Source organism: Acidobacteriota bacterium (genome assembly GCA_039028635.1).
Lineage (GTDB): Bacteria > Acidobacteriota > Thermoanaerobaculia > Multivoradales > JBCCEF01 > JBCCEF01.
Genome location: JBCCHV010000027.1, coordinates 46,526 through 68,903 on the forward strand (window position 1 = coordinate 46,526; position 22,378 = coordinate 68,903).

At 67.3% G+C, this 22,378-nt stretch carries 18 protein-coding genes; 7 read left to right on the forward strand and 11 right to left on the reverse strand.

Annotation, left to right across the window (positions count from 1 at the left end):
- Positions 1-3: 3 nt before the first annotated feature.
- A complete protein-coding gene (locus AAF604_12635; GenBank protein ID MEM7050504.1) occupies positions 4-759 on the forward strand; it encodes a hypothetical protein in 756 nt (251 codons plus the stop codon).
- On the opposite strand, the gene AAF604_12640 is transcribed toward AAF604_12635, so the two are convergent.
- From AAF604_12640 to AAF604_12680, 9 genes are all read right to left on the reverse strand, one after another.
- Complete coding sequence (locus AAF604_12640) at positions 745-1,569, reverse strand: MBL fold metallo-hydrolase (protein ID MEM7050505.1); 825 nt, start codon at positions 1,567-1,569, stop codon at positions 745-747. The two genes, AAF604_12635 and AAF604_12640, sit on opposite strands and share 15 nt — an antisense overlap.
- Before the next feature lie 129 nt (positions 1,570-1,698).
- Positions 1,699-3,903, reverse strand: coding sequence for a phosphoribosylformylglycinamidine synthase subunit PurL (gene purL / locus AAF604_12645; protein MEM7050506.1), 2,205 nt, complete (start codon positions 3,901-3,903; stop codon positions 1,699-1,701).
- A complete protein-coding gene (gene purQ / locus AAF604_12650; GenBank protein MEM7050507.1) occupies positions 3,900-4,601 on the reverse strand; it encodes a phosphoribosylformylglycinamidine synthase subunit PurQ in 702 nt (233 codons plus the stop codon). The genes purL and purQ overlap by 4 nt, the downstream gene beginning before the upstream one ends.
- On the reverse strand, positions 4,598-4,852 hold the full coding sequence (gene purS, locus AAF604_12655; protein ID MEM7050508.1) for a phosphoribosylformylglycinamidine synthase subunit PurS: 255 nt from the start codon (positions 4,850-4,852) through the stop codon (positions 4,598-4,600). The genes purQ and purS overlap by 4 nt, the downstream gene beginning before the upstream one ends.
- A complete protein-coding gene (locus tag AAF604_12660) occupies positions 4,849-5,631 on the reverse strand; it encodes an MBL fold metallo-hydrolase (GenBank protein MEM7050509.1) in 783 nt (260 codons plus the stop codon). Before AAF604_12660 ends, purS begins: the two co-directional genes overlap by 4 nt.
- 182 nt (positions 5,632-5,813) lie before the next feature.
- Complete coding sequence (locus AAF604_12665; protein MEM7050510.1) at positions 5,814-6,575, reverse strand: 3',5'-cyclic-nucleotide phosphodiesterase; 762 nt, start codon at positions 6,573-6,575, stop codon at positions 5,814-5,816.
- A 411-nt stretch (positions 6,576-6,986) separates the two neighbouring features.
- Complete coding sequence (locus tag AAF604_12670) at positions 6,987-9,887, reverse strand: BamA/TamA family outer membrane protein (protein MEM7050511.1); 2,901 nt, start codon at positions 9,885-9,887, stop codon at positions 6,987-6,989.
- Between the two features lie 13 nt (positions 9,888-9,900).
- Positions 9,901-10,593 (reverse strand): hypothetical protein, encoded by a 693-nt coding sequence (locus AAF604_12675; protein ID MEM7050512.1) that lies wholly within the window; start codon positions 10,591-10,593, stop codon positions 9,901-9,903.
- A 65-nt stretch (positions 10,594-10,658) separates the two neighbouring features.
- Positions 10,659-11,063, reverse strand: coding sequence for a tetratricopeptide repeat protein (locus AAF604_12680; GenBank protein ID MEM7050513.1), 405 nt, complete (start codon positions 11,061-11,063; stop codon positions 10,659-10,661).
- A gap of 195 nt (positions 11,064-11,258) precedes the next feature.
- Here AAF604_12680 and dprA point away from each other — a divergent pair, with 195 nt between their 5' ends.
- Positions 11,259-12,386, forward strand: coding sequence for a DNA-processing protein DprA (gene dprA, locus AAF604_12685; protein ID MEM7050514.1), 1,128 nt, complete (start codon positions 11,259-11,261; stop codon positions 12,384-12,386).
- Between the two features lie 376 nt (positions 12,387-12,762).
- Here the strand turns inward: dprA and topA are convergent, their stop codons facing one another.
- Positions 12,763-15,393 (reverse strand): type I DNA topoisomerase, encoded by a 2,631-nt coding sequence (gene topA, locus AAF604_12690; protein MEM7050515.1) that lies wholly within the window; start codon positions 15,391-15,393, stop codon positions 12,763-12,765.
- A 273-nt stretch (positions 15,394-15,666) separates the two neighbouring features.
- Between topA and trmFO the strand changes: the two genes are divergently transcribed.
- Positions 15,667-17,034: a methylenetetrahydrofolate--tRNA-(uracil(54)-C(5))-methyltransferase (FADH(2)-oxidizing) TrmFO gene (trmFO, locus tag AAF604_12695; protein ID MEM7050516.1), complete on the forward strand. Its 1,368-nt coding sequence runs from the start codon at positions 15,667-15,669 to the stop codon at positions 17,032-17,034.
- An 85-nt stretch (positions 17,035-17,119) separates the two neighbouring features.
- Here the strand turns inward: trmFO and AAF604_12700 are convergent, their stop codons facing one another.
- Entirely contained in the window at positions 17,120-17,989 is an 870-nt protein-coding gene (locus tag AAF604_12700; GenBank protein MEM7050517.1) for a PPC domain-containing protein, read from the reverse strand.
- Positions 17,990-18,135: 146 nt separating this feature from the next.
- Between AAF604_12700 and xerC the strand changes: the two genes are divergently transcribed.
- From xerC to AAF604_12720, 4 genes are read left to right on the forward strand one after another with little or no spacing between them, the layout of a single operon-like run.
- Positions 18,136-19,050, forward strand: coding sequence for a tyrosine recombinase XerC (xerC, locus tag AAF604_12705; GenBank protein MEM7050518.1), 915 nt, complete (start codon positions 18,136-18,138; stop codon positions 19,048-19,050).
- 51 nt (positions 19,051-19,101) lie between these two features.
- Positions 19,102-19,647, forward strand: coding sequence for an ATP-dependent protease subunit HslV (gene hslV / locus AAF604_12710; protein MEM7050519.1), 546 nt, complete (start codon positions 19,102-19,104; stop codon positions 19,645-19,647).
- On the forward strand, positions 19,637-21,037 hold the full coding sequence (gene hslU, locus AAF604_12715; GenBank protein ID MEM7050520.1) for an ATP-dependent protease ATPase subunit HslU: 1,401 nt from the start codon (positions 19,637-19,639) through the stop codon (positions 21,035-21,037). Before hslV ends, hslU begins: the two co-directional genes overlap by 11 nt.
- Positions 21,027-22,259: a fibronectin type III domain-containing protein gene (locus AAF604_12720; protein ID MEM7050521.1), complete on the forward strand. Its 1,233-nt coding sequence runs from the start codon at positions 21,027-21,029 to the stop codon at positions 22,257-22,259. The genes hslU and AAF604_12720 overlap by 11 nt, the downstream gene beginning before the upstream one ends.
- The last annotated feature ends 119 nt before the right edge of the window (positions 22,260-22,378 follow it).

The following is a 22,378-nucleotide window of genomic DNA, read 5'->3' on the forward strand; positions in this document are numbered from 1 at the left end:
GCCGTGATCGAGATCCTCGCCCTCGCGATCACCTTCGTCACCTTCGGTGGCCATGTTTTCGGCCCCTGGGAGCTCGCCCGCCGAGAGCCCGACGAACGGCGCTCCTGGACACTGCTGGCGATCCCCCTCTTGCTCGCCGCCATCATGTTCGCCGCCCTCCAGACAGCGGCGCGACCAGACGCCCTGATCGCCGCCGGCTGGGGCACCTACCGGCCGACGGACGCGGCGGTGCGGGCGCTGATGGTGTGTCTGCCGATATTGCTGCTGATCGACCTGACGCTGCTCGCCGGCTGGCGCAAGCTCGAGCCCTTGGGATGGCGCCTCGCCGCCGCCTTCGGGGCGATCACCTGCCTCGCCGTGGCGGTCTTCCAGGAGCTCTTGCGCAGCGGCGAAGGGCCCTGGACCTCGCTCTCGGATCTCGCCATCGCCAGCCTCGCCCGCTGCTCCTGGATGATCGCTGCCGGAGAGATCCTGTTCAGCCGCCGGCCGCGCTGGGCGCTCGCCGGGGCCGTCGCCGTACCGCTCTACTTCACGGCGCTGCCGAGCGCCATCGCGGAGGCACTGCTGCGCGAGGGTTGGTGGCTGTCGGCGGCGGCGGCGGCGCTACTGCTGGCTGGCGCCCGCTGGCTCCCGGAGCGGCTGCGCCGACCGGCCGCGGGAGCCGGCCTGGTGCTCTTGATTCTGCTGCTGAGTCGGGCCGCCCAGCTCGCCTGGCAGACGGCGCCGGCGACCACTCCCCTCACCCTACCGGGAGTCTGACCCCGGCGGCCGGAGCAGCGACCGCAGTAGGCGTGCCTTCGAGAAGTCACCCAGGCTGAGCCAGGTCAGCCAGCTCTCCCGACCGAGCAGTCGGCGGCGGATGCGGCGCCGCGACCAGCCGGCGGCGGCGAGCTCGGCAGCGCTCTGGGCCAGGGTCTCCCAGAAGTCGATCTTGCGCTGCAGGGCCGGATCGGCTGCCGCCACGAAGCCGGCGTGGGCGCACGCCAGATTGCGTGGCTCCCGCGCCAGCACCCGGCGCAGCGAGTCGAGGTGAATCCAGGGGTTCTCGATGCGCCGCAGCGAGCGCACCCGCTCGTGGACATAGAGGTCGCCACTGAACAGCAAGCCGCTTTCACGGTCGAGCAGGCACACGTGGTCGAAGGCATGGCCCGGAGTGGCGATCACCTCGAGAGAGCGACCGGCGAAGCGTGACTCGTCCTCGAGGGGCTGAGCGACGCACGGCGTGGGGACTCCCCAGACCAGCCGGCGATAGAGCGGAATGGGCTGCCGGCGAGCCAAGCGCTCGACCGCCAGCGCGGGGGCGAAGAGGGGTAAACGCAGCTCCGCCGCCAGCCGAGCGGCACCTCCGACGTGGTCCTCGTGGTGATGGGTCAAGAGCACCGCTTCGACCCGCCGACCGCGCCGGTCCTGCCGCAACCACTCGACGAGGGCAGCGCCGCAGCCGGGTGGCCCGGCGTCGATCAGCAGACGGTCCAAGAGATAGGCCGAAACGCTGTGGATCGGCCGCCCGAAGAGGCGCCGGGTCATCTTCAATCGGACGACTCCCCAGCGCTCCTCGACGGTGATCAAGGGGCCTCCGCGGAGCGGGATGTGCACCGCCGGCCGGCGGTCGGCCGCCGACAGCGGAAGCGCGTCGGCGAGGTCCGTGCCATCGTCCGTAACCTCGATGCCACGGCTTACCCCTCCCGGCGCGGGGCCTCAGACTCCGAGCGCTCGCGGCAAAGCCGTCGACCAAGCCTCGTGAAGCTCGGCGACGGAACGCTGCAGGCGGCCCCCGTCAAAGCCAATGTCGAGCTCTTCACCGCCGACCTCGCCGATCTCCCGGGCCGCCACTCCGGCCTTTTCGGCCCGGCCGAGGACGGTGTCGAGCTCGCCGCCATCGCAGGCCACCAGCACTCGCCCCTGGGTCTCCGAGAACAGCCCCAGGGCACTCCCCGGAACCTCGACCCGCGCCCCCAGGCGGCGACCGAAGGTGGCCTCCGCCAGGGCCACCGCGAGACCGCCGGTGGAGAGGTCGTGGGCGGTCCACAGGCTGCCGTTGAAGGCCAGCACCCGCAGCAGCTCCGCCAAACGCGCTTCGTGGTCGAGGTCCACCGCCGGCGGCGCTCCCTGCTCGACATCGAGCAACAGGCGGGCATAGGCCGAGCCGCCATATTCCTCGCGATCTTCGCCGAGCAGCACCAAACGATGCCCCTCGCGGACGAAGCTCGACTCCGGAACCCGATCGAGCACCGGCACCACGCCCACCATCGCCACCGTCGGCGTCGGGTGGACGGAAACTCCATCGGTCTCGTTGTAGAAGGACACGTTGCCCGAGATCACCGGCACAGTGAGAGCCCGACAGGCCTCCGACATGCCGACGATGGCCTCCTGGAACTGCCAGGCGATCTCCGGGTTCTCGGGGTTGCCGAAGTTGAGGCAATCGGTCAGCCCGAGGGGCTCGGCGCCGACGCAGGCGAGATTACGCACCGCCTCGGTCACCGCCTGAGCACCGCCGGTGCGGGGATCGAGCCAACAGTAGGTGGGATTGACGTCGCTGGTCATCGCCAGGCCCGAGGCGGCGCCTTTGATCTGCAGCACCGCGGCATCGCCGCCAGGACCCTGAATGGTGTTGGTGCGCACGGTGTGGTCGTACTGCCGCCAGATCCACTCCTTGCTGCCCATCTCCGGCGTCGACAGCAGATCGAACAGCGCCTGCCCGGGATCGTCCGGCAGGTCGAGATCCTGCCGCCGATGGCGCTCGGCGAGATCCTGGGGCGGCTCCGCCGGGCGGCGGTAGATCGGCGCTTCCTCGGTGAGCGGCGCGATCGGCATATCGGCCACCACCTCGCCGTGCATCGACAGCACCGCCCGACCGGTATCGGTGACCTCGCCGATCTGGGCGACCTCGAGGCCCCAACGACGGAAGACCTTTTCGATCTCCTCCTGGCGCCCCCGACGCGCCACCAAAACCATCCGCTCCTGAGACTCGGAGAGCATGATCTCGTAGGGCGAAAGGCCGGGCTCGCGCAGCGGCACGGCGGTGAGATCGAGCTTCACGCCGGTGCCGCCCCGGCCGGCCATCTCGAAGCCCGAGCTGGTCAGGCCGGCGGCCCCCATGTCCTGAATCGCCACCACGGCGCCGGTGCGCATGGCCTCGAGGCAGGCTTCGAGGAGCACCTTCTCGGTGAAGGGATCGCCCACCTGCACCGTCGGACGCTTGGCCTCGCTCTCGCCGTCGAAGGACTCGGACGCCATGGTGGCGCCATGAATGCCGTCACGGCCGGTGCGGCTGCCGGCGTAGAGGATGGGATTGCCGACGCCGGTGGCCTTGGCGGTGAAGATGCGCTCGCGGCGAGCGATGCCGACGGCAAAGGCGTTGACCAGGATGTTGCCGTTGTAGGAACGGTGGAAGCCGGTCTCGCCGCCGACGGTGGGGATGCCAACGCAGTTGCCGTAGTCGCCGATGCCGCGCACCACGCCGTCCACCAGGTACTTCATGCGCGGTGCGTCGAGCTCGCCGAAGCGCAGCGAGTCCATGCAGGCGACGGGCCGCGCCCCCATGGTGAAGATGTCGCGCAGAATGCCGCCGACGCCGGTCGCCGCCCCCTGGTAGGGCTCGATGAAGCTGGGGTGGTTGTGGCTCTCCATCTTGAAGGCCGCCACCAGCCCCTCGCCGAGGTCGACGACGCCGGCGTTTTCGCCGGGTCCCTGGAGGACATGGGGCCCCTCCGTCGGGAAGGTGCGCAGATACGCACGCGACGACTTGTAGGAACAATGCTCCGACCACAGGGCCGAGGTGATGCCGAGCTCGGTGTAGTTCGGGGTCCGCCCGAGGAGCGAGCAGAGGGTGCCGAACTCCTCCTCCGTCAGACCGTGCTCGGCGGCGAGCTGTTGATCGACGGTGGGCTCCGCAGTGCTCACGACACCACCCCCGAGAGGGTCGACCGCACGGTGCCGGCGAACAGCGCCAAGCCATCGGTGTTGCCCAGAATCTGCTCGGAGCAGCGCTCCGGGTGCGGCATCATGCCGAGCACGTTGCCACCGGCGTTGCAGACCCCGGCGATCGCCCGCGCCGAGCCGTTGACGTTGCCGCCGGCGTCGCCACCGTCGGCGTCGACATAGCGAAACACCACCTGGTCACCGGCCTCGAGCTGGTCGAGGGCTTCTGCCGTGTCCTCGTAGTTGCCCTCGGCGTGGGCGATCGGCATGCGCACCACCTGCCCCGTGGAGTACTCGCGGGTGAAGGGCAGGTCGTCCCGTTCGACCCGCAGGAAAACATCCTGGCAAAGAAAGCGCAGGTTCTCATTGCGCCGCATCGCCCCCGGCAGGAGGCCGGCTTCGAGCAGGATCTGGAAGCCGTTGCAGATACCGAGCACGGACCCGCCGGCTTCGGCATGGCGCTTGACCGCCGCCATCACCGGCGACAACGCCGCCAGCGCTCCGCCGCGCAGGTAGTCGCCGTAGGAAAACCCGCCCGGCAACACCACCAGGTCGCAACCCTTGAGGTCTTCGTCGCCGTGCCAGAGGAACACCGTTTCCTGCTCGAGAACGTGCTTCAGCACGTGGTAGACGTCGTGATCGCAGTTCGAGCCCGGAAAGACGACGACTCCACACCTCACGGTTCGGGCTCCTCGAGGATCTCGATGGCGTAGTCCTCCACCACCGTATTGGCGAGCAGCTTGCGACACATCTCGTCGAGCCGGGCGTTGGCCTGCTCGGAGTCGTCGGTGCCGAGCACGATCTCGAAGCTCTTGCCGGCCCGCACGTCTTCGACATCGTCGAAGCCGACGCCGGCGAGGGCAGCGAGAATCGCCTTGCCCTGAGGGTCGAGGATTTCGCGACGCGGATAGACAGTGACTCTTGCCTTCAAGGGGATACCTCCAGCCAGGAAGTGGGACGATCCTGCTCCGTCATGGCCACCTGCGCCGGCGCACCCTCGCGGGCGAGGGTCTCCCCCACCTCCGAGGCGGCCAGGGCCGGCAGATTGTTGGTTTGGGAAAGATGGTACAGGACGACCCAGCGCAGCCGATCATTGATCAGCTCCGGCAAGCCGTCCGCCGCATCGCGATTCGAAAGATGACCGTGACGCCCCGCCACCCGCTGCTTGAGGGACCACGGGTAGGGACCGTTGCGCAGCATCTCGAGATCGTGATTGGTCTCGATCACCAGGATGTCGAGGTCCGTCAAACGGCCCCAGGCGAGACGGCTGCGGCTGCCGAGATCGGCCGCCAGCCCGAGGCGGTGACCGTCGGCGCTCTGAATCACCAGCCCCACCGGCTCGCGAGCGTCGTGGGGCACGGCGAAGGGCTCGACCTCGAAATCGGCGACATGGAAGGGCCGACCCGAGGCGATGATGCAGGCCCCCTCGCGGACCTCGTCGCGGAGTCCGCGACAGGCCTCCAAGGTGCCCTCGGTGGCATACACCGGCAGCCCATAGCGCCGCGCCAGGACGTCGACCCCGCGGATGTGATCGCCGTGCTCGTGGGTCACCAGCACCGCCGCCAGGTCCGCCGCCTCGACCCCGAGGGAGGCGAGACGTTTCTCGAGCTGCTTGCAGGAGAACCCAGCATCGACCAGCAGCAATCGCCCCTCGGATTCGACCACCAGGGCGTTGCCGCGGCTCCCGGAACCCAGCACAGCGATGCGCATCAGGGCTGGTACCTCTCCCGCCGAATTCGAGTAGAAACGTGAGAAATCACGAGTGGGACCGTTTGTCTGGGGTGGATCGAGAGAGCTCGTTCTCTTCGCGCTTTGAAGGTATCACGACTCACCGGTGACAGCGAGATGAGAATGGCGCCGCCGGCGACCGGCCAGCGTCACCCGCGACGCAATCAGAAGGTGTAGCTGCGGCCCTGCTCGAGGAAGTCGAGATCCGGGTTCTTGAGCGCCTTCACCTCTTGCCGGATCTGCTTCACGCAAGGCGGCTTGAGGTGGTGCAGGAGCACCGGCACCTTCTTCTCCAACTTGTGGAGCTCGAGCTCGAGGGTGCAGGGCGTGAGGTGTTGGGAGACGTCGGCGACCTGCTGCAGCGAGTTGTCGAAGCTGGTCTCGATACACACCGCGCCCAGGCCGGGGGTCTGATTGGCCACTTCCCAGAGTCGGCGCGTCGGGCCGGTGTCACTCGACCACAGCACCGCCTTGCCGCCTTGCTCGATGAGGAAGCCGAAGGTCGGTACCGGGTGATGCACCGAGATCGGAGTGAAGGTCACGCCGTCGAGCACCACCGGCACCTCGTCGCGCAGCTCGTGAAAACGCACCGCCGGCAACAGGTGGTTCGGCAAGCGGCTGAAGTCGGGCCAGGTGGCGTTGTTGAAGAGGTACTTGCGGATGGCGTAGATGGTGGCCGCCGAGGCATAGAGATCGATCGCCTCGGAAGTCTGCCCGTAGACGTTCTCGATGAAGAAGGGCAACGAATTGGTGTGATCCATGTGCGAGTGGGTCAGCAGGATCGATCGCACCTGCCCCTGCTCCTCGACGGGCAGCGCCTGGGACAGCGAGCCGGCATCCACCGCCACCGTCCCGTTGACCCGCAAACAGGTCATCCGGCAGTCGAGACTCTCGCCGCCAAAAGCTCCTAGCACGTCGATTTGCATGGAGGGACCATTGTATTCCCCGGAATCCCCAGGGAACAAGGAAACAGGCAACGCCCTCCACGAAGGGGGACGAAGGGCCAGGACACTTCGCGTCGGGGCCGCCCTGAACTGGGACGCCCGGCGAGGGGTGAGAGCAATTCCCCGAAAAGGTCATCGAACCCATGTCGAGCACGAAACGAACGCGCCCGCCGAACGGAGGGCGCGCCAGCCGGGGGCTCGTCTCGGGACCTCCTCGAATTGGGGCGACAGGAGTGGAACAAACTTGACGCTCAGGCCTCGAAGCCGAACCAGACACGGAACGCACGCGCCCTCCGAAAAGGAGGGCGCGCGAGCCGGAGGCTCGTCTCGGGGGTGAGCCGCAAGAATCGCATTTCTTGCGGCGAGGGGGGTTGGAACAACCCCCCTGAAAGACTAGAACCGCGTCCCGATCCAGAAGTCCGTCTTGAAGCCTTCCTCGGCGAGGTCGAAGCGGTACTGGCGAGCGAAGTCCCAGTTGATGGTCAGACCGGCGAAGCGCGCCGAGATTCCATAACCGTAGGACGCCCGGGCATCGGCGAACTGATCGTTGTCCGAATCCCAGATATCGAAATCTTCAAACTCGTCGAACCAGGCGCCACCGACATCCAGGAAGATGATCCCGCGGATGCCCTGGAAGCCGAGGATCGGCGTCGCCAGCACATCGATTAGCGGGAATCGGTACTCGATATTGGTGACGAAGGCGTGGGTCCCGACCAGCGAACGGAAGTCGAAGCCGCGCAGGTTGTCCAAGCCGCCGAGGGCGAAGAGTCCCGGCTGGTTGCCATCGCTGACGCCGAAGAAGCCGCGCAGGGCGAAACCGCTGCGCCGGGTCACCGGCAGGTACTGACGGACCTCGAGCTCCGTCGAGGTGAACAGCGAGCCCGATTCCTCCGTGTCGAGGGCGTAGCTGAAGTCGAGGCGCCAGCGGCGGCCACTCACCGGACCGGTTTCGTTGAAGGCCGACGAGTCGCCGGCGAAGGCGAGGTTGAAGATCGGAAAATCGTCTTCGACTCGCACGATGCCGGTGCCCGGACCGAGCTCCGGATCGAACACCTGCACGACCTGGTCGAACTCGCGGAAGACATAGCCGGCGCCAACCTCGAATCGGGTCTGGAAGGTGAACGGATACACCACCGAGAACACCGCACCGCGCTGCTCGTAGGCGGAATCGCCCCGTTCGACGCCGCGGAAATCATCGAAGGTGCGGTAGAACAGGCGATCATCGAACAGGTTGACCTGCCACTGCCAGCGGTTCTTCAGGTTGATGTAGGTGATGTCGAAGTTCGACAGGCTCTCGACCGAGCTCAGCACCGCGATCACCCGCTGGTCGCCGAGGTAGTCGGTGAAGCTGAGCACGATCTGGCCGAGCAGGGTCTGATCATCGTCGATGCCGACCACCGCGTCGGCGCCTTCGAGAAACAGCTTGAAGCCGCCGTAATCCTCGATGTTCGAATCATCGATCGGCACCTGGATGTCGGGCTCGAAGACCGGCAGAGCCTCCGGATCCGACGCCTCGGAGGCGATCTGCACCGTCTCCGTTTCGACCACCGGCTCCGGCACCTCGATGGCGTAGAGGTCGAAGCGACCCTTCCACATGGCGGTGTAGACCAAGCGCTCGGTGCCGTCCGCCTGCGGCAACACCGTCGGCATGAAGCAGCCGGTCACGGCGTTGGTGTACTGGTGCAGCTCGCCGCTCTCGAGATCGAGGCCGAAGATGTTCTCGACGCCGGTGCGATCGGAGGTGAAATACAGCCGCCGACCGGTGGGCGAGAAGATCGGATCGGTCTCGCTCCAATCGCCGAAGGTGAGCTGGAAGCGCTTGCTCGGATCGTCGAGGGGAATGCGGAAAAGCTTGGCGTGGCCCTCGCCGATCACCGTCGTCATCACCAGGCTCTTGCCGTCCGGCGAGAAGGTGGGTGCCGCATCGAAGAAGGAATCCTGGGTGAAGTTCTCGACTTCGCCGGTCTCGGTGTCGACGATGTAGATGTCGAAGGCGCCATCCTTGATCGCCGAGAAGGCCAGGCGGCGGCCGTCCGGATGCCAGGCCGGCGCGAGATGCTGGTCGAGGTGGTCGAGGTCGAGGCGCTTGCGCACCTTGCCGTTGAGGGCATCGACCAGCAGCAGGCTGCGATTGCGCTCGCGCTTGGCGAAGACGGCGATGGTGTTGCCGTCCGGCGAGAAGGCGAGATCGCGACCGAACTTGCGTCCCAGGGTGAGCTCCTGCGCCACCAGATACTGGTAGTCGCTGCTGAAGCCCTTGGTGAGGTTGCGCAGGTTGCGCCGCTTTTTGGTGTCGAACAGCGTGATGTCGACGTCGCCGCGCTCCGAGGTGAAGGCCGCCAGGAGATCGCCGGAAGGCGAGGCCGCCGGCGAGATGATCTGGCTGGGCAGACCGCGGGTCACCCGGAAGGGACGGCCGAAGTCCCGTGGCTCACCGGTCTCGAGCAGCTCCGGCAGGTACTTGCGCCGCAGCCAGCGGCGGAAATCGGCATCGAAGTCCTCCGGCTCGACCCCGAAGGCGCGCTCGACGGCGCGACCGACGGAAGAGCCGATCGAGCTCCGCAGCTCGAAGACGAAGTCCTGGAAGCCGTCCTTACCGTAGGTCTCCTCGACGTAATCGAGCACCGCATGGCCGATGCGATAGGCGAAGAAGCCACCGCCGTTCCAGCTCGTCATCGGCGGAATGATGTCGTTGACCGCCGCGTCGCGCAGGAACATCTTGTCGCGGGTGGTCTCGTCCTCCGCCATGTAGCTCGCCATGCCCTCGATCAGCCAGAGCGGCGGCCGCGCCGCGATCGCCTTGCCGAAGCGGCCCTGGAAGAGGATGTGGTACTGGAAGATGTGGGTCAGCTCGTGGAGGATGAGGTTCATCAGCTCATCGTCCGGCAGGTCGATCGGCAGCACCATCCGGAAGCGCACCGGTGATGCGAAGGCCCCCACCCCCTCGGGGATGAAGTTGAGAATGATGTTGTTCTGCTCGAAGGCCGAGTGGGTGGCATAGAAGATCAGGGGCGTCGGCTCCTGAATCTGGTAATCGAACTCCCGCGACAGCCGGTCATAGGCGCTTTCGGCGAAGGACACCACCTTCTCGAGGGAGGCCTCTTCCTCGGTGTAGTAGTACACGTCGAAGTGGGTCGAGTGGTAGATCTTCCAGTCGAAATCGCGGTACTGGACCTTGTTCTTGCCGAAGCCGCGCCCACCGTATTGAGGACCGAGCTGAGCCACCAGCGGCAACGCCAGAGAGAGGGCGACGAGCCCCGTGGCGGCGAGGAAAAGAGTCTTCGAAAGCTTCAAGGAGGGCTCCTTCTCAGTCCGTGAAGAGAACACGGGTGGCTTCGATTTCCTTCTGGGTGAACACACCGACGATGCGGTCTTCGAGGGCATAGAGGTTCTCGAACATGCCGGCCAAGGGATCCGCCTGCTCGCGCTCGTAGCTCTGGAAATCCTTGAAGTTGTCGCTGTGCAGCAGCTCGCCGGTGCGGCCGTCGTAGACGTGCATCAAGATGTCGTACTCGAAGCCCGTCTGCTCCACCAGAACCTGGCGGAAATACTGTCGGCCATTGAACGGCGAGGTGTACTCCTCGGTGCGGTAGCCGGTGCGATCCTGGATGTCGAAGTCGAGGCCACCGGCGAGAATCAGGTCCGCCTGGGTGCGCTCACCGACGGAGACCCAGAAATCCCCTTCGCGCGACAGCTGGTCGAGATCAAAGGTCGGATAGTCGAGGCGCGGCGCCTCGATGAGCTTGAGCTTGGTCTCGCGACGCAGGGTCTTCGAGAGGTACTTCTCGAACTCTTTCTGGACATCGATGTTGCGGTTCTGAACCCGCTCCTGCCCCTCCTGGGTGACCACCAGGAAGGGGGCGATGGTCATCGAGCTGCGCCCTTTGAGATCGAGCTGCGCTTTCTGCGGCAGGGTCAGTCGAACCTCGACGGAGGCCATCATCGGAAGGGTGAAAAGGAACAGGGCGAGACCGGCGAGCCAGGTTCTCTTCGCGTGCATGGTCCACCTCCAGTTGGGGATTTCCGGCTCAGAATCGGAACATCGGAGCGGCGTCGGGAGGTTCCTCACCCGCCGCCTTCGTTCGCCGCGGCCGAGCCTTCGCTGTCGTCTTCGTCGTCCGGCCTGAAGCTCTGGTAGAACTCGACGAAGCGAGAGTAGTTGCGGCGCAGCTCGCGATTGTTGGGCGAAGCGCCGAGGGCCTTCTGATAGGCCTCGAGGGCTTCGTCGAACAGACCGTTCGCCTCGTAGGCGACGGCCAGATTGTTCATCACTCGGAAGTTGTTGGGCTCCAGCCGCTCTGCCTGCTGGAAGCGAAACAGGGCTTCGCTCCACAGGCCGCGGCGAGCCATGTCGACGCCGAAATCGACCTGGGCCGAGACACCGCCGCCGGCGGCACCGCTCGTGCCGCAGCCGATCAACGGAAACAGCGTCAGGACGAGAAGAAAAATCTTGGGAGTCACTGCACGCATCGCATTCGCCCTCGCTGAGATCACCGAACACCTCGCTCGGCGGCGAATGACACGCCGCGAACCAAGAGCTCGTCGGCCAAAACAAGCACCAGAATCAACCTCGCTAGTATATACGAGCACCAACTGGGGCGATGGATGCATGGAGCCGGCCCCGAGCGAGCGATTCGGGGGTGCCAACGGCGTCTTCCCGGGCGCATGGCGACGACTCGAGAATCTTCTCCCCGGGCGCGAGACCGCGACCTTCTGACCGCCCTCCACGGCTGTCCGGCGCTGCCGATGGCGGTGACCTGCCGCCTCGCCGCCACCCTGCCACGATGGCGACGCGAGCCCCTCTCCCAAGCCGCACCACTGGCCCACGAGATCGGCCTCCCGGCCCGCTACCTCCGCCGCGCCCTGGAGCTGAGGAGCACCGCCGGCGAGGCCGCCCGACAACAGCGACGACAGGCGCGAGCGACGGCCACCGAGCTCGTCACCCTCGCCGACGAGGACTTTCCCGAAATCCTCCGGCGGCTACCCCAGCCACCGCCGGTGCTCTATCGGCGCGGCGCGGCGGCGGGCCAGGACTGGCAGGAGCAGCGAGCGGTTGCCGTGATCGGCTCGCGGCGGGCCAGCACCTATGGCCTCGAAGCGGCGGCGTTCTTCGCCGGCTGCCTCGCCGAAGCCGGCATCACCATCGTCTCCGGATTTGCCCGCGGTATCGATCAACGGGCCCATCGCGCCTGCCTCGAAGCCGGCGGGACGACCGTTGCCGTCCTCGGCTGCGGCCTCGACGTCGACTATCCCCGCGGCGCCGGCGAGCTGGCCCGGCGCATCGCCTCCCAGGGAGCGCTGATCAGCGAGTTCGCCCCCGGCACCGAGCCCCGTCCCTGGCACTTCCCGGTGCGCAATCGCCTCATCGCCGGCCTTTGTCGAGCCGTTCTGGTGGTGGAAGCGACGGCCCGCTCCGGATCCCTGATCACGGTGCGCCACGCGCTCGACCTCGATCGCGACGTCTTCGTCGTTCCGGGCAGCATCTTCCATCGCGGCAGCGCAGGTCCCTACGGCCTGTTGCGCGACGGTGCCTACCCGGCGATCCATCCGCAGGATGTGCTCGATTCTCTGCCGGATGCCCTGGCGGCGAGCCCCAGCCCACCGCCACCCGAGCTGCCAGGATTCGCCGGTCGCCTCTTCGGGCTGCTGCCGCGCGGTGACGCCATGAACGCCGACGAGTTGGCGACGGCGACCGGCAAGAGCATCGACGAAACCCTCACGGCGCTCCTCGAGCTCGAGCTCGAGGGCTGGATCCGGCGCCTCCCCGGAGGCGCCTTCGGACGCCGTCGCTAGCAGGCTGCTGAAAAAGCCGCGTGGCGGCTTCTTCAGCGCCTGCTGTTTGTTTCAGGGGGGCTAAAGGCGCCCCCCTCAGGCGCGCGCACATGTCGCGCGCCTTTACCCCCGACCTCGGCGCCTAAGGCGCCGCCTCGCCCTATGGGCTCGGGGTCCCTCGCGGACCAGGAGTCCTCGAACCTGAGTTTTTTCAGAGGCCTGCTCCCGGGGCCGAGAGGACCCGGCGGCGGCTCAGCCGCCGCGACGGGAGAGGAGGCCCAAGAACCGCGCCTCCTGGGCCGGAGCGGGACCCGCAGTCAGGGGCGCGCAGTCCCTCTCGAAACAAACGGCTAGCAGCGCTGGAAAAGTCGCGAAGCGCGACTTTTCCAGCAGCCTGCTAGCGCCGACGGCGGCGGGGGCGCTTGGGGGCGTTGCGGCGCGCTTCGAGGAGCTGCAGGGCCTGTTCCACGGTCACCGCCTGGGGATCCGAACCCTTGGGCAGAGAGGCGTTGGTCTTGCCGTCCGTGACATAGGGACCGTAGCGACCATCGAGCACCTGCATCGGCCCCTCGGCGCCTTCCGCCTCGCCGAGCTCCTTGAGCACCGTGCGGGAGGCCCGGCCGCGCTTGGCCTTGGGCTTGGCGAGAATCTCGAGGGCGGCCTCGAAGGTCAGGTCGCAGGCCTCTTCCCAGGTGGCGAGATTGCGGTAGTCCTTCTCGTGCTTGACGAAGGGGCCGTAGCGGCCGAGGCCGGTGGAGATCATCTCGCCACTCTCCGGATGGGCTCCGAGCTCGCGCGGCAGAAGGATGAGCCGCCCGGCGATCTCCGGCGTCACGTCGTCGATCTTCATGCCTTTTGGCACCGACACCCGCCGCGGCTTGACCTTGCTCTCCTTCTCTTCCTCGGTCTGGTCGACCTCGAGGTAGGCGCCGAAGCGACCGTTCTGCAGGTACACGTCGCGACCGGTCCCGGGATCGCGGGTGATCGGCTCGCCCTTCTCGCCGCGACCGCGCAGCATTTCCACCGCCGCTTCGACGGTCAAGTCCGCCGGCGGCAGGTCCTCCGGCAAACTCGCCATGTTGCCGGAGCCGCCTTCGCCGCGGCGCAGGTAGGCGCCGTAACGACCGATCTTGACGACGATGGGATCGTCGCTCTCCGGATCACGGCCGAGCTCGATGGCGGGATAGACCACCTCTCCCTCCTCGACCCGCCTCTGCAGTCCCGGCTTCTCTTCGCCGCCGAGGAAGAACCCTCCGACCAGATTGTTCCACTCTCGGCGGCCGGCGGCGACTTCGTCGAGGGCACCTTCCATGTGGGCCGTGAACTCGGTGTCGACGAGATCCTCGAACTGCTGCTCGAGGAGCTGAGTGACGCAGAAGGCGGTGAAGGTCGGGATCAGCTCGTTGCCCTTCTTGAACACGTAGCCGCGGTCCTGCACCGTGCTGATGATCGACGCGTAGGTCGAGGGCCGGCCGATCCCGGCCTCCTCGAGCTGCTTGACCAGGCTCGCCTCGGTGAAGCGGAAAGGCGCCTTGGTGGCGTGCTCCTCGGCATCGACGGCCAGGGGCTCGACCGCTTGACCGACCGTCAGCGGCGGCAGCAGGGTCTCCTGATCACCGAGCTCCGCGTCGGGATCGTCGGAGCCTTCGACGTAGGCGCGCAGAAACCCCGGGAAGACGATCTGGCGCCCCGAAGCGGCGAAGGTCAGGGTCTTGTCCTCCACTTCGACCTCGACTTCGAGCTTGGTGCGCTCGAACTTCGCCGGCAGCATCTGGCAGGCGATGGTGCGCTTCCAGATCAGCTCGTAGAGGCGAAACTGGTCGTCGTTGAGATAAGGCTTCAGGTCCTTCGGACGACGGCTGAGATCCGTCGGCCGAATCGCCTCGTGGGCTTCCTGAGCACCCTTCGATTTGGTCTTGTAGCGATTCGGCTTGGCGGGCAGGTACTCGGCCCCATAGGCCTTTTCGATCACCGTTCGAGCCTGGTCGATGGCGCGCCCGGCGAGGCTCAGGCTGTCCGTTCGCATGTAGGTGATCAGTCCGATCCTTTCACCACCGAGATCGATGCCCTCGTAGAGCTGCTGCGCCACGCTCATCGTGCGGCGTGCCGTGAAGCGCAACTTGCGGTTGCCTTCCTGCTGCAGGGTCGAGGTGATGAAGGGCGGCGCCGGCCGCTGCTGGCCGGGCTTGAGGTCGAGCTTCGAGACCTTCCAGGGACGAGCCGCCAGCGCTCCTTGGCGCAACCCGTCGGCAGCCGGACCATCGAGCAGCAAGCGCTGCGTGTCGCGCAGCTTGCCGGTGGCCGAATCGAAGCTCTTGCCGTCCGCCAGGCGCTGGCCGGCGACCCGCACCAGGCGTCCCTTGAAGCGCCCTCCTTCGGCCTCGAGGTGAGCTTTGAGGTCCCAATAGGTGGAGCTGCGGAAGGCGATCCGCTCACGCTCGCGCTCGACCAGCAGGCGCACCGCGACGCTCTGCACCCGACCGGCCGACAGGCCCGGGGCCACCCGCTTCCAGAGCAACGGCGACAGCGAGTAGCCATAGAGGCGATCGAGCACCCGGCGCGCCTCCTGGGCCCGCACCAGGTTCTCGTTGACCTTGCGCGGCGACTCGAGGGCCGAGCGAATGGCCTCCGGCGTCACCTCGTGAAAGACGATCCGCTGGACGTCGACCTTGCCCTTGGGGTCGAGCAGCTCGAGAACGTGCCAGCTGATGCTCTCGCCCTCGCGATCTTCATCGGTGGCGAGCAACAGGCGATCGGCACCCCGCAGAGCGTCCTTGAGACGCTTGACGTGCTTTTTCTTGTCCGCCGGCACCACGTAGAGCGGCTCGAAGCCCTCGTCGACATTGACCCCCAACCGTGCCCAGCTCTGCTTGCGGACTCCGGCCGGAATTTCCTTGGCATTCTGCGGCAGATCGCGAACATGCCCGTAGCTCGCCTCGACCTGGTAGTCACCTCCCAGGAATCGGCTGATGGTGTTGGCCTTGGCGGGGGACTCGACGATGACGAGGTGCTTGGTGGGTTCTGCCATGGATCTCGCTTCGATAAATCGCTTGGATTGCGCGCCCGGACGGCGAGAACTTCAAAAACAAAGGAAGGGCCGCTCGACGTGAGCGGCGGAGAGAGTACCGGCCCCTCTCGAAAGCTGTCAAGGCGACGGCGGCGGGCGCGGCGAGCCGAAGCGCAGTCTCATCGCCGATTCTTCCGGCCCTGACGATGACCCTTCGAGAGCTCACCGATGGCGACGTTTCGGGCCTCTCCGAGGAACCCTGGAGAGGTCCGTCGGGGGCCGTATAATTCGCCGGTGAGCAATCCCGTCGAAATTGTCGGAGGCGGCCTCGCCGGCTCCGAATGCGCCTACCAGCTCGCCGAACGGGGCGTTTCCGTGGTGCTGCACGAAATGCGCCCCGAGCAGCGCACTCCGGCCCACAAGACAGACCACTTCGCCGAGCTGGTGTGCAGTAACTCCTTCCGCAGCGACGACCCCTTCCACGCCGCCGGCCTGCTGAAACGTGAGATGGAGTCTTTCGACTCGCTGGTGCTGGCCTGCGCCCGCCGGGCGGCGGTGCCCGCCGGCGGTGCCCTGGCGATGGATCGCGACCGCTTCGCCGCCGACGTCAGCCAACACCTCGAGAAGCACCCCAAGATCGAGATTCGCCGGCAAGAAGTGGAGTCGCTCCCCGAGGGCGACGCGGTCATCGCCACCGGCCCCCTGACCTCGCCGGCCATGGCCGGCGCCCTCGGCTCCCTGCTGGGAGACGAGTACCTCTACTTCTACGACGCCATCGCGCCGATCGTCGACGCCGAGAGCCTCGACATGGGCCGGCTGTTCTGGCAATCCCGCTACGGCAAAGGCGACGGCGACGACTACCTCAATGCGGCTCTCGACCGGCCACAGTACGAGGCCTTCCACCAGGCTCTGGTGGAGGCCGAGGTGCTCCCCCTGCACGATTTCGAGAAGGGTCTTTTCTTCGAGGGCTGCCTGCCCATCGAGGAGCTCGCCCGGCGCGGTCCCGACACCCTGCGCTACGGCTGCATGAAGCCGGTCGGGCTGACGCCGCCGGACGGTAGCCGACCGTGGGCGGTGCTCCAGTTGCGCCGCGAGAACCTCGCCAAGACCCACTTCAACCTGGTGGGATTCCAGTCGCGCATGAAGTGGCCCGAGCAACGCCGCGTCTTCGGCCTCATTCCCGGTCTCGAAAACGCCGAGATCGTGCGTTTCGGGCAGATTCACCGCAACACCTTCATCAACGCCCCCACCCACCTCGACCCCTTCTACCGTCTCAAGGCCCGGCCCGAGCTGCGCCTCGCCGGCCAGATCACCGGCGTCGAGGGCTACCTCGAGTCGGCGGCCACGGGCCTGGTGATCGCCCTCTATCTGCACCTCGAGCGCCAAGGGCGAACCCCCACCGCGCTCCCCGCAACCACCGCCCTCGGAGCCCTGGCGCGGCACCTCACGGAGTCGAATCCGAAGCGCTTCCAGCCCGCCAACATCAACTACGGCCTGTTCGACGAGCTCGGCCGGCGAGTTCCCAAGAAGCAGAAGCGCCAAGTCCTCGCCGCACGCGCCCACGGCGCCCTGGCGGCCTGGGCCCAAGTCCAGGGCGTCCCCCACCGACCGATCCCGACCGCACCGGAAGTCCCTCAGGAAACAGCAAGGGTGAACAGCTAGTCGGCCAAACGCTCCAACGCTGCGGTGGGGATGTACCGGGCCCCTCGGGCTCGACGGCGGCGCCGAGGATTCCCGTCGCGGCGACTCAAGGTTGCAACAGAGGAACGCCGCAGCGGACCGGCAGCGGGTTGGGTTCGCGGCTCGACCAACAGGAGCGACCCTCGAAGGAGTCGGCGAACAGCAGGCGGTCGTCACACACCAGCGAAAGGCGATAGGCACCGGCACTGCCGACGGCGCCATCGACGGCGAAGAAGTACTGCTCACCGGCGGTCACCGCCATGGTGACCGTCTCGGCATCGAGACCCGCCTCGGTGCTCGAGTAGAGGCACTGCGAGGCGTCGCAGCCGGTGAACCGGTTGCGCAACACCATCAGGTCGAGGTCGGCAGCGAGCTCATCGAGAGTGACCGTGATCCGGCCGTTGGCTGCCGGCGAGAACACGAAGACGTCCTGACCGGCGCCGTAGTCGCCGCCGTTGCAGGAATAGTCGGCGATTTGATCGAGTGAGGTGGCGGTGGTTTCACCGCTCGCGACACCCCCACAGGCGATCGGCTCGATGGGCACCGTGCAGATTCCCTCCGGTCGCCCACAGTCGAAACTGAAAAAGGTGTTCCCAAGGCCTTCTGTGATGCCGTAGGTGTCGGTCCAGATGAAGGTCTGGAAGTCGTATCTCTCGTCACAACTGGGCAGCAGGACCGGCGCCGACACCAGCACCAGTTGGTCACCGGCCGGCACCAGAACCTCGACCGAACCGGTGCGGTCGATGGCACTCTCGGCGTTGAAGAAGACCCTCAGATCGTTGCCGTTGGGCTGCACCCAGGCATTGAGAGTGACGAAGTTGCGATAGCTGTTCGAGGACCACTCGCCGAACACCACCGGCTCGACCCCGAAGAGCACCGACGGCCAGCAGATCGTGGCGACGAATGCCGAGAGCAAGAACCATCGAAGTCCTCTCATCGCACCACCTCCCGATCGAATTCCGAGACACCTGCATCAAAACCAGCGATTCATCAACCCTACAACAAGGGTTCGGGGCCAAGATGCAGGCGGGTTGCACCGTGGGCCCGCCTCGGCGCGCTGGGACCTGTGGCACACTGACCACGATGCAACGCTTGGTGGAAGACTTCCTGCGCCATCTCGAGCTCGATCGCAATCTCTCGCAGCACACCCTGCGGGCCTACCGCGGCGACCTCGAGCGCTTCGTGCGCTTCGTCGGGAGGGACTATCTCGGCGTCGCACCGGAAGAGCTGAGGCCGCAGGCGATCGATGCAGCGGCGGTGCGCGCCTTCGTGGCTCATCGCCATCACCAGGGAGCCGGCCGCCGCACTCAGAGCCGCTCTCTGTCGGCCGTCCGCAGCCTGTTTCGCTGGGCCTGCGCCAGCGGTCGCGCGAGCACCAATCCGGCCGCCGCGGTACCCTCTCCGAAGACCCCCAAGGACCTACCGCGGCACCTGCGACCGGGCGAGATCGAGCAGCTCCTCGAACCACCGGCGGAAGCCAGCGCCCTCGACCGGCGAGACTCGGCCCTGCTCGAGCTGCTCTACGCCAGCGGCCTACGGGTCGGCGAGCTGGTCTCCCTCGACTGGCGCGACCTCGACCTCGCGGCGCGCGTCCTGCGGGTGCTCGGCAAGGGCGGCAAAGAGCGCATGGTTCCCTTCGGCCGGCGCGCCGCCGACGCCCTCGCAGGGTGGCTCGACGACTGGGACCAGGTGCGCCGCGAGGACGGCCGCGGCGAACCGGTTTTCCTGAACTATCGCGGCACTCGCTTGAGCGCCCGCTCGGTACGCCGCATCCTCGACCGGCGGGTCGATGCCGCGGCCCTCGCGGCAGGGGTCCACCCTCACACCCTACGCCACACCTTCGCCACCCACCTGCTCGAAGGTGGAGCCGATCTGCGGGCCATTCAGGAGCTCCTCGGCCACGCCTCTCTGGCCACCACGCAACGATATACTCACGTCGAAATCGAGCGTCTCCTGTCCGTCTACCGGGAGGCTCATCCGCGCGCCCGCCGAGAGTGACCGCGAGGTCCTGTCCCGGCCGCTCCACCAACCCATTAGAATGCCCGAACGATGAGTGATTTCCACGCAACAACCGTGCTCCTGGTGCGCCGCGACCGGCAGGTCTGCATGGCCAGCGACGGCCAGGTCACGCTCAACAATACGGTGATCAAAGCCCAGGCCGCCAAGGTCCGCCGCGCCGCCGGCGGCAAGGTGCTGGTGGGCTTCGCCGGCGGGGCTGCCGACGGATTGGCCCTCTATTCGCGGCTGGAGAACAAGCTCGAGGAGTTCGGTGGCAATCTCGAGCGCGCCGTGGTCGAGCTCGCCAAGGACTGGCGCACCGACCGCGCCATGCGGCAGCTCCAGGCGCAGATGGTGGTGACGGACAGCAAGAAGAGCTTCCTGCTCAACGGCGCCGGAGACCTGATGCAGCCGGACGATGGCATCCTGGCGATCGGCTCCGGCGGCCTCTATGCCTACGCTTCGGCCAAGGCCCTGCTGCGTCACACCTCCCTGACGGCACGCCAGGTGGTGGAGGAATCGATGGCCATCGCCGCCGAGATCTGTGTCTTCACCAACGACCGCTTGACCCTCGAGGAGCTGCACGATGGCGAGTGATCTGGTCCCCCTCGAGGCGGCCCTTCCGGCGGGTGGCTTGGAGAACATGACGCCGCGCGACATCGTCGCCGAGCTCGACAAGTACGTCGTCGGTCAGCACGCCGCCAAGCGGGCCGTCGCCATCGCCCTGCGCAACCGCTGGCGGCGACAGCAGCTTCCCCCCGAGCTGGCCGAAGAGATCGCGCCCAAGAACATCCTGATGATCGGCCCCACCGGCGTCGGCAAGACGGAGATCGCCCGCCGCCTCGCGCGGCTGGCGCGGGCGCCCTTCATCAAGGTCGAGGCCAGCAAGTTCACGGAGGTCGGCTACGTCGGCCGCGACGTCGAATCGATGATCCGCGACCTGGTCGACATCGCCTTCGGCATGGTGCGCGCCGAGAAGCGCAGCGCCGTGCAGGAGGAGGCCGCCAACCGCGCCGAAGAGCGCCTCCTCGAGCTCCTGGTGCCGGCCCGCTCGACCCTCGGCTACGCCGCCCGCCTCGAAGATTCGGAGAGCGAAGAGAACGACGTCCAGGAAACGCGCGAGAAGTTTCGCGCCAAGCTGCGCGCCGGCAAGCTCGACCAGCGCAAGGTGGAGATCGAGGTCGAAGAGTCCGCCTACCCGAGCTTCGAGATGTTCACCCCCCAAGGGGTGGAGGAAGTCGGCGTCAACATCAAGGACATGCTGCCGGGCCTGTTCGGCGGTCGTCGCCGCAAGCAGCAGGTGACGGTGGCCGACGCCCGCGAGATTCTCGCCCAGCAGGAGGCGGAGAAGCTGATCGACCGCCAGCAGGTGGCGCGGGAAGCTCGCGAGCGGGTCGCCGAGGGCGGCATGATTTTCCTCGACGAGATCGACAAGATCGCCGGCCGCGAGGGTGGCCGTGGCCCGGACGTCTCGCGCGAAGGAGTGCAGCGCGACCTGCTGCCGATCGTCGAAGGCACCACCGTGTCGACCAAGTACGGGATGGTCAAGACCGACCACATCCTGTTCATCGCCGCCGGCGCCTTCCACGTCAGCCGGCCTTCGGACTTGATCCCCGAGCTGCAGGGCAGATTCCCCATTCGGGTCGAGCTGCAGGCCTTGACGGAGCAGGACTTCGTCCGCATTCTCACCGAGCCGGAGACGGCCCTCACCAAGCAATACCAGGCCCTGCTCTCCACCGAGGGCCTCGAGCTCACCTTCGCCGACGATGCCGTGGCCGAGATCGCCCGCCTCGCCGTCGAGGTCAACTCGTCGACCGAGAACATCGGAGCCCGCCGCCTCGCCACCCTGATGGAGCGCCTCCTCGACGAGGTCTCCTTCGAGGCCCCGGCGATGGAGGGCGTCGACCTGGTGGTCGATGCCGAGTTCGTGCGCCGCAACCTGGCCGGCGTGGTCGAAGACCGAGACCTTTCGCGCTATGTCCTCTAAGCCCTGGATTCCCGCCCTCGCCCTCGGCGCCCTGCTCACCGGTCTGACCGGCTGCGGCAAGCAAGGCGACCCGCTCCCGCCGCTGCGCACCATTCCGGCGGCGGCCTCGGACCTCGCCGTTCAGCAGCGCGGCGGCCAGCTCCTGCTCAGCTTCGCCTACCCCAACCGCACCACCGCCGGCATGGCACTTCCGGGGATCGAGCGGGTCGAGATCTGGCAGGTCGAACGGCCCGCCATCCTGCCGCCACCTCCGGCCCCGGTAGAGCCGCCGGCGGACGACGCCAGCGAGGCGGCCGATGCTCCGGAAGCCGGCGGCGAGGACACCACGGCGCCCGAGGCAGCCGAGGAGGGACCCCAGGACGAGAGTGAAGCCGCGCCCACCGGTCCGCCGGTCTATCGTCTTCCGAAGGTCGACAATCGCGAGTTCGCCGCCGCCGCCACGCTGCGCCTCGAGCTCTCCGGCGACGCTCTGCGCCAGGCCATCGACGGTTCTCAGATCACCGTCGCTCTGCCCTGGGCACCGCAAGAGCTTCCGGAAGAAGGCGAGCCGCCGCTGGCGGTGCTTTTCTCCGCCCGCACGGCGACCGCCGAGGGCGAGGTCTCGGCCGACTCCAACCGCGGCGGCCTGATCCCGCGCCTGCCGCCTCCGGCGCCGGTCACGGAGCTGTCGGCAGAGGCCGAGGCGGACGGCATCGCCCTCGCCTGGGAGGCGGCAGACGACCCCGACGCCAAGGGCTTCAACGTCTACCGGCGAGATGCCTCGAATCCCCGCCTCGGGAGTCCCCTCGGCGTGGTCGGCAATCAGCAGCGGGCCTACAAGGATCTCTCGGCGGAGTACGGTCGGCGCTACGTCTACTCGGTCAGCCGGGTGGCGGGCCGCCGACCGCTGATCGAGAGCACCATCGGCTCGGCCCGCGAGGTCGACTACCAGGACCGCTTCGCACCAACCGATCCGGGGGGCCTGGTGGCGCTCTCCGAAGGCGGCCAGATCCGGCTCCTCTGGAACACCGTCACGGCCGACGACCTGGCCGGCTACCGGGTGTATCGCCGCACCGCCGGAGCCGCGGCCTGGACGGCCCTGAGCGACGCTGCGCTGACCGCCACCAAGCTGGTCGACCGTGGTCTGACCCTCGGTGACGTGCTCGAGTACCGCGTCACCGCCGTCGACGAGCGCGGCAACGAGAGCGCCGGCGAGCAGGTCATCACCGCCACCGTTCGCTAGCTCTCACCAGCTTTCCGCTGCGAGTCCGTATGTCCCCGAACCTGCTGCATTCTCCTTCGCCTGCTCCCCTCGCAGTACCTCGAGTACGGCGGCGGCGTGGCAGCGACGGATGCCTTGCA